Source organism: Nocardia sp. NPDC004722 (genome assembly GCF_053601505.1).
This window is the reverse complement of sequence record NZ_JBSGBY010000453.1, coordinates 1-7,033: the sequence shown is the minus strand read 5'-3', so window position 1 is coordinate 7,033 and position 7,033 is coordinate 1. Positions and strand designations below refer to the sequence as shown.

The 7,033-nt window shown below is 66.3% G+C and carries 6 protein-coding genes; all 6 read left to right on the top strand.

Going from position 1 to position 7,033, the window contains the following annotated elements; genetic code table 11:
• Positions 1 to 131 precede the first annotated feature (131 nt).
• A complete protein-coding gene (locus ACWELQ_RS32980; protein WP_452400948.1) occupies positions 132 to 1,112 on the top strand; it encodes a GAF domain-containing protein in 981 nt (326 codons plus the stop codon).
• A gap of 121 nt (positions 1,113 to 1,233) precedes the next feature.
• Positions 1,234 to 2,193, top strand: coding sequence for a conjugal transfer protein (locus tag ACWELQ_RS32975; protein ID WP_452400947.1), 960 nt, complete (start codon positions 1,234 to 1,236; stop codon positions 2,191 to 2,193).
• A gap of 15 nt (positions 2,194 to 2,208) precedes the next feature.
• Positions 2,209 to 2,472 carry a hypothetical protein gene (locus ACWELQ_RS32970; RefSeq protein WP_452400946.1) on the top strand — a complete coding sequence of 88 codons (264 nt, stop codon included), beginning with the start codon at positions 2,209 to 2,211 and terminating at the stop codon, positions 2,470 to 2,472.
• Positions 2,469 to 2,882, top strand: coding sequence for a hypothetical protein (locus tag ACWELQ_RS32965; RefSeq protein WP_452400945.1), 414 nt, complete (start codon positions 2,469 to 2,471; stop codon positions 2,880 to 2,882). The genes ACWELQ_RS32970 and ACWELQ_RS32965 overlap by 4 nt, the downstream gene beginning before the upstream one ends.
• Positions 2,882 to 5,404, top strand: coding sequence for an ATP-binding protein (locus ACWELQ_RS32960; protein ID WP_452400944.1), 2,523 nt, complete (start codon positions 2,882 to 2,884; stop codon positions 5,402 to 5,404). The genes ACWELQ_RS32965 and ACWELQ_RS32960 overlap by 1 nt, the downstream gene beginning before the upstream one ends.
• A gap of 176 nt (positions 5,405 to 5,580) precedes the next feature.
• The coding region (locus ACWELQ_RS32955) for a hypothetical protein (RefSeq protein WP_452400943.1) at positions 5,581 to 7,033 on the top strand (1,453 nt) is incomplete at its 3' end.

The window sequence follows — 7,033 nt, the reverse complement described above, 5'->3', positions numbered from 1 at the left end:
CGTTGGTGTCCGACACGATCTCGGTGGCCTCGGTGGGGGCGGAGCCCCGGGAGTTCGCCGGATGGCAGCGCATGTTGCAACGGCAGCTGGCCAAGAGTCCGGCCCTCTATGACGGCCTCACCACCGCCGACGTGGCGACCGCGATCTGGGTGGTCCGTGAGCGCGCCACCGCGATCCACCAGACGGTGCCGACCCGATCCGGGCCGCACACGCTCCGGATCGAGCCGATACTCGGTCCCGCGGGCGATACCCACGCTGTCAAGCTGTGGCTCGGCCCGTCCTCTGCGCGGGTGCCCGCCAGTGGTAACGCCGTCGGCGCGATCTGGGACCTGGAATCGCAGACCCTGGCCCTGCCCAGCGGCGTCACCCAGCTGGCGGGTGTCGCGGCCGAGGAATACGCCCCCCGGATGTCGGTCGCGGAGCTTTTCCACCGCATCTCGGCGTTCGATCGGCACGGTGAGCTGCTCGATCTGCTCTACGACCCCCAGCTCGGCAAGAGAGTTCAATTCGAGGCCACCGTCGGCGGTGGCGGTGAGCGCGCGGGACGGTGGCGTGTCACGGTGCGCGCGCGACACGACGAGCGAGGGCGCGGTGCTTGGTGGCTGATCGAGGATGTCACCTCCGATCACATCGCCATCCGGGGCGCTGCGTTGGAGAGTGTGGGCCTGCGCGAGGCACATCGCCGAGCCGGCACCCGCCTCGCGGTGGTGCAACTCGAACGTGCCAGCATCGCCCATTGGCTGACCGATCCGGCGCCGTGGATTCGGTGGGATTACCTGTTCCGTCCCTGCGACGTTTTTCATCCGGACGACCGCGCGAAACTGATGGAATTGCATGACCGAGTCCAGGCAGGGTTTACCGCGAGTGTCACGGTTCGGACCCTCAATTACGGTGGTGGATACTCACAGACGTCTCTCTTGGTTTATCCGTACCCGGGATACTCCACACAACCGCTGGCAATAGTCGAGTTCATGAGCGCCGACTCGGAGATCCCGCAGTTAGATGCGATCTTTCGCCCTGGTGAGCAGGCTTCGTCGGGGACACCGATCGGTTACGACGAGCAGTTGCGCTGCAAGATTTCCGGGATCATGAAACGGGCGATCACTCGCTAGTGCGGATTCTCAGGCCTGGGAATATGCCGAGAGAAGCAGGACCCTGCTTTTCTCTACCATTTTCAGGGTGAGGACAGCAAGTGGCGAAGGTTCGGATTCGGGCAGGATGCTGCTCCGCCGAATGGCAGCGCGCCGACGCCGGGAGAATATCGTCGTTGTCGTCCTGGCGATTCTCGCAGTGCTCGGTGGCGGCCATGCGGTGGCGGACGCCTTCGCGTCGCCGCCACCGGCTCCGTCGAGCAATGCGACTGTCTCCCTGATGGCCCGTGGGCAGTTGGTCGGCTCTTTCGCTCGTGAATTCGTCATCACCTATCTCGGGGCGTCCTCGGGTCAGCAGGACCGGCTGGGGGAATTCGTCGAAGGAGCGGCACAGGCCGGCCTGCCGTCGATCGGCCGGGCGGTATCGGATCCGGTGATCGTGCACGTGACTCGGGCGCGCACGAGCGGTGATCTCGACGTCTGGGCGGTGACGGTATCGGTGCGAGTGGGCGCCCGCCCCGGCGCGACGGACGGCTCTCGGCAGTATTACAGGGTCGCGGTGTCGGTCACGAACGGGCGACTGCGGGCGCTGTCGTTGCCGGCGGCTGTCGAGGCGCCGGGCCGCGGTGTCGATCTCGCTCTCGCCTATACGACGACGTGCCCGTCCGACACCCCGCTGGCTCAGGTCTCCACCGGCTTCTTGCAGGCCCTGCTGACTGCTAACGGTGACATCGCCCGGTACGTCACCCCCGAGTCCGGCATCACGGCGTTGCGTCCGGCCCCGTTCACCGCAGTCGAAGCGGTCACCGTCCGAGCCGACGACTCCGATTGCGGCGCTCGTTCCGCGGAGGCACGAGTGCTGACCACGATCACTCCCAAGGCCGAGGCCGGGAGCGGCACGCCGGCGCTGACCTATCCGCTGACCATGCTCCGACAGGCCGGTCAGTGGCAGGTTCGCGCGGTGGATTCCGTTCCGGCGCTGCGTGATCCGCTCACCGCTGCCACCGGCGAGTTGCCGCACACCACGCCCGCACCGACGAGTGGCGGTGCAAGGCGGACGTCCACGCCCACGATCGCGATTCCCCCGCCGACGCAGAACTGATGAAGAGAGCTTCCCATGGGCACACAGCTGGGCACGATCCTGTACTTGGTTCTGGATGCCGTTCGATGGCTCGGCCTGATCATCCTCGCCATCGCGAGCTTGGCCATCCTGATCTCCGAGGCGGCGCACAACAAGCTCTCCCCGAGCAAGGTGCTCACCGTGGCGGGTTCGGCGATCCTGGCGGCCCTGGTGTTCTGGGCGCTGCCCACGTTGGTGAACTATGCGCGGGTCGACTCCACCACGATCGTTCCCGATTTCCCGGTCGGTAGTTACCGATGAGCGAGGTCATCAAGGTCTTCACCCCGGTCAAACGGGTGCCGACCATGATCGGCAAGGCGCAGAACGGCCAGAAGCTGCCCTTCGGGCCGTACACCCTGCCGCAGGTGGCCGCCGCGGCACTGTTGTTGCTGATCACTGGGATGTGCTCGATGAGCTTCCCGGTGAACCCGGCCATCACCTTCGTGACCGGGCTGGCCGTGACAGCCGTGGCCGTGTTCGCGATGGGCCTGATTCCCTATACCGGTGTGCGGCTGTCCTCCCGGGCGCTGTGGCTCGGGCGGCTGCTCACCCACCCCAAACCCGTCTCGGCCTCCGGAATGCCGGTCGATGCCGAGTCGGTCCGGCACAGCGTGTTCGTCGAGGAGACGGTCGTGCTCCTGCTACCCGACCCGCCCGAGAGAGTGCGCTGATGGCGTTCGAACGAGATCTGCAGCCGACCACCGCGATCCGCGGGAATCTGCAGTTCACCCAGTCGGGCCTGGTCACTGCCACTTACTTCATCAATCCCCTCGGCTACGGCCTGCGCAAGGCCGGTGACAAGTTCGATGTGAAGGTCGCCCACCACGCCCTGATCAACAACCTGCCGAGCGGATCGCTGCTGTTGGGCATCCAGGCGCGACTGAACACATTAGAAGTGTTGAGCAAGATGGTGGAGGGCATCGATCTCGACGAGTGCGAGGATTACGCCCTCGAGGTGGTCGCATCTTTCGAGCGGATTCGCGCCATCCTTCCGCAGACGCGGATTCATCTGCTCTGCATCCCGGTCGGGTCGACCAATTCCGCGACGTCGGCGTTGTCGAGGCTGTGGCGCGGCGGCGGCGTCGCGAATATCGACGCGGCCGCGATCACCGGCGCGGCTCTGAATGTCTACGAGGAGAAGGCGACCGAGATCCTCTCGCGCATCGGGGGCGACTTCGACCCGGTCCCGGTCCCTGCCGCGCTGTTTCAATGGCTGTGGGAGCACTATCTGTCTCGCGGGGCCGTCGGTGATCCTGTCGCCCCGACCCAGGTGGGCGCCCTCGACGACGCGACCGCGGCGGTGTTCCGGTCGGCGGCCCTCGACGAGGGAGCCCAAGCCGACAACACTCGCCGGATGCGGCCGTCGTTCGCGCCGGTGATCAAGATCGTGCAGCCCGATTTCGAATCCCAGCCGTCCTACCAGTCAATGCTGACCCCGCACTCCTTCCCGTACGCCGGCATGACCTTCCCGGGCGGCAGCGAATTCCTCAATGTGCTCGAGGGCCTCGGCGACGTCGCCGCCGACTGGGGAATCAGGGTGTCCACCCGGCCCGCCGAGCAGGTTCTGAAGAGCAACGAGACCAACCTGCGCCGCCTGGGTGAGCAGATGGACCAGCGCGATCAGGAAGTGTCGTTCGCACACAACACCCTGATATCGAAGGCTCGGATGCTCGGCGAGTACAACCAACATTTCGAGGTCAACGGTGGTGAGTCGGAGGTGTCGTTCACCACGGTCATCGCGATCGGCGGCCCGTCGCGGGAGGTGACGCTGGATGCGGTGAACACGCTCAAACGCCGGTACAAGCGCTTTCAAATCGACCTGACCGCGCCGCTGGGCGCGCAGGTGGACCTGTGGTCGATGCTGGTGCCGGGCAGCCCCACACGGCGCGCCTTCGACGACTACGCGCACATCGTGCCTTCGGACATGTGGGCAGGCTTCGTGCCGTTCACCACCAGTCAGGTCGGTGACGACAGCGGTCCGGTCATCGGGATCAATCTCATGTCGGGCCATTTCGAGCCGATCCACTTCGGCATCATGGAGGCGGCTCTGCACGATTTGTCCGCCTCGTTCGCCGTCACCGGCGAACTGGGATCCGGAAAATCGTATTTCCTGAAGCTGATGGCGGTGCTCGTCCACGACATGGGTGGACAGTTCCTGGCCATCGACCGCAGTCAGGTCGGCGAATGGGAGCATTTCGCCACCGCCATCGACGACGCCGTGATCATCGACCTGGCCAACCCGACGGTCTCGCTGGACCCGCTGCGCCTGTTCGATCCCCGGGTAGCGGGTGAGCGGACGCTGGATTCGATTCTGCCGCTGATGGATCTGTCGCCGACCTCAGGTTCGGGTGCGGCGGTCAGTGCGCTGCTCACGCCGCGCGGGCTGGCCGAGCACCGGATACGCTCGCTGGTCGATCTGTTCCAGGTGGTGCTGCGCCTGCGCGACGATCCGGCCTACGGCGACGAGTACCACGATCTTTCGGCGCGGCTGGGCACGATCGCCGATCGAGTCCCCGTCCTGTTCGATCCCGCGTTGCGCCCGTTGCGCCTGGACGCCGCCGCCACCGTGGTCCGCAGTCACAATGTGGCGCTGCCGACGGCCGAGGAGTTGACGACACCGCACCTCTACAACCGCCTGCCCCTGACCAAACGTCTCGGCACCGCGCTCTACGAACTCGTCGGCGTCGCGGCACGCGAGGCATTTCTATCCGACAATGGCCGGTTCGGTCTCCTCGTCGGCGACGAGGCGCACCACTTCACCCAGACTCAGGTCGGGGCCGCGGTCACCTCGGACTTCAGCCGCGACGGACGCAAGCACCTAGCCGCGATCGGGCTGGCCTCCCACGATCCGGCAACCGACTTCCAGGGCGCGGCGCACAACCTCATCCCCAACCGGTTCGTCTTCCGTCAGCGTGACGAAACTCTGGCGCGCAACAGTCTCAAATGGCTCGGCGTCGATCTCGACGAGGCGCCATATCTGCTCCAGGCCCTGCGGGAGGAGACGTCGCCGCCGGTCGGCCCGGGACGACAGGTACCCGAGGAACGCCGCGGCGAGATGTTCATGCGCGACGCCCTCAATCGGATCGGGCGAGGCAAGGTGCTCGGGCCCGCGCGACCCGACCGGGCCGCTGCAATCACCAGCACGCCGACGTCGTCACGGAGGGCGAGCGCCGAACGACAGATGATCTCTTGAGCGCCGATCACACTGTGCGGCAACGACATCGAAGAAACGGTCCGGGACCGGGCGGGGACCGGTGGCCGGGTGCGGTGAGCCGCTGGCGACCCAGTGCTCTGGGACATCGTTGCTGGGCATGGATCGTGGGCTCCCGCCGCCGTCGACGCCTGGCAGTGCTGTTCGGAGCGCCGATCGTGTTGCTGGTGTTTCCCGGGGTGCTGGGGGCGATCGCCACGGCCCAGACCGAATCGGCCTCGTCCGCGGGCAACAGCACCCTGGACTGGATGGAGGTCCACGACTCGCACGGGATCAACCTGTCGAACTACATGCTCATCACCGATCACGGCAGCATGCTGCATCCGTGGACCGCTGGCATGTCGATGGTCCTCAACCTCGAATTCGCCGGGTGGTTGATCATCGTGGTCACCGGGATCTGGCTGATCGGGTACGTGCTGTCCTTCCGCTGGCTCGACCTTTTCGCCGCGCCGCTGAAAGGGGTCGGGCGCGCGCTGACCGATCAGCTCACGGTGCCCATCGTCCTGATCACTGCGGCCACCATCGGGGCCTTCTGCGTCGCATGGTTCGTGCTGCGCGGCCAACTGTCGAAAGCGACCCTGCAGATCGTGACCATGCTGGCGGTGGCAGTCCTGGGCCCGGTGTTCCTGGCCGATCCGCTGTCCGAGGCGCTGGCGCCGGACGGATTGCTGGCGCAGGGCCGGGATCTCGGATTGGCGGTGGCGGCCGGGCTCAATGGGCATAGCGCTCCCCAACCGGACAGCATGCTGGTGACGATGCAGGAAGATCTGGCCGAGGGTTTCGGCCGCCGCCCGTTGCAGGTATGGAATTTCGGGCATGTCCTCGATTCCAGCCCGGCCTGTGGGGCAGAGTGGTCGAATGCCATCGGCTCGGGTAGCGAGGACCGGGTCCGTGACGGCTTGCGTTCCTGCGGAGACGCGGTGGCCGTCGCCACCGCCAGCAATCCAGGTGCGGGGCAGATCGGCGCCGGACTGCTGTTGCTGCTGACCGGCGCCCTGCTGCTGGCTTTCGCGGCGGTGCTGGCGGTGCGGATCGTCTGGTCCGCCCTGGATGCGATCTATTACGCCATCATGGCGATATTCGGTTTCGCGGCAGGCGGATTCGTCTACGGTCCCACTCAGACGTTCCTGGTCCGCTCTGTGGTCCATTCGTTTTTCTCTGGTGTGCGCATGGCCGTCCTGGTCGTCTTTCTCGGCGTCTACGTCCTATTCTTCGGCGACCTGTTTCGTGAGGCCCGCGACGACGTCATCGTCATCCTCGTCATCGGCTCGCTCGTCGTAGTGGTGGCGATCCAGCAGCTGCGGCGGTTGGCCGACGGTCTCGACCACGGCAACTACTGGATAGCCAACCGATTCGCCTACGCGATCGAAAGCGGCGAGGGCGGTAGGGGACAGGCGCTGGGCATGGGCGAGTACGCGGTGCACGGACACCTGCCCAGGATCGTGCCCACGGTGCAGAACGTGGGCAGTGTCATTGGTTTTCCTCCCGTCCAATGGCTTTGGAACAGGCTGACCCAGGCCGCGCCGAATCCGCCCGCGCCAGTAGGGCGACCACCGGTGCCGCGCGGGGGGCCTGGCGGAGGGGCACCGCCGGCACCGCCACCGCCGGCAC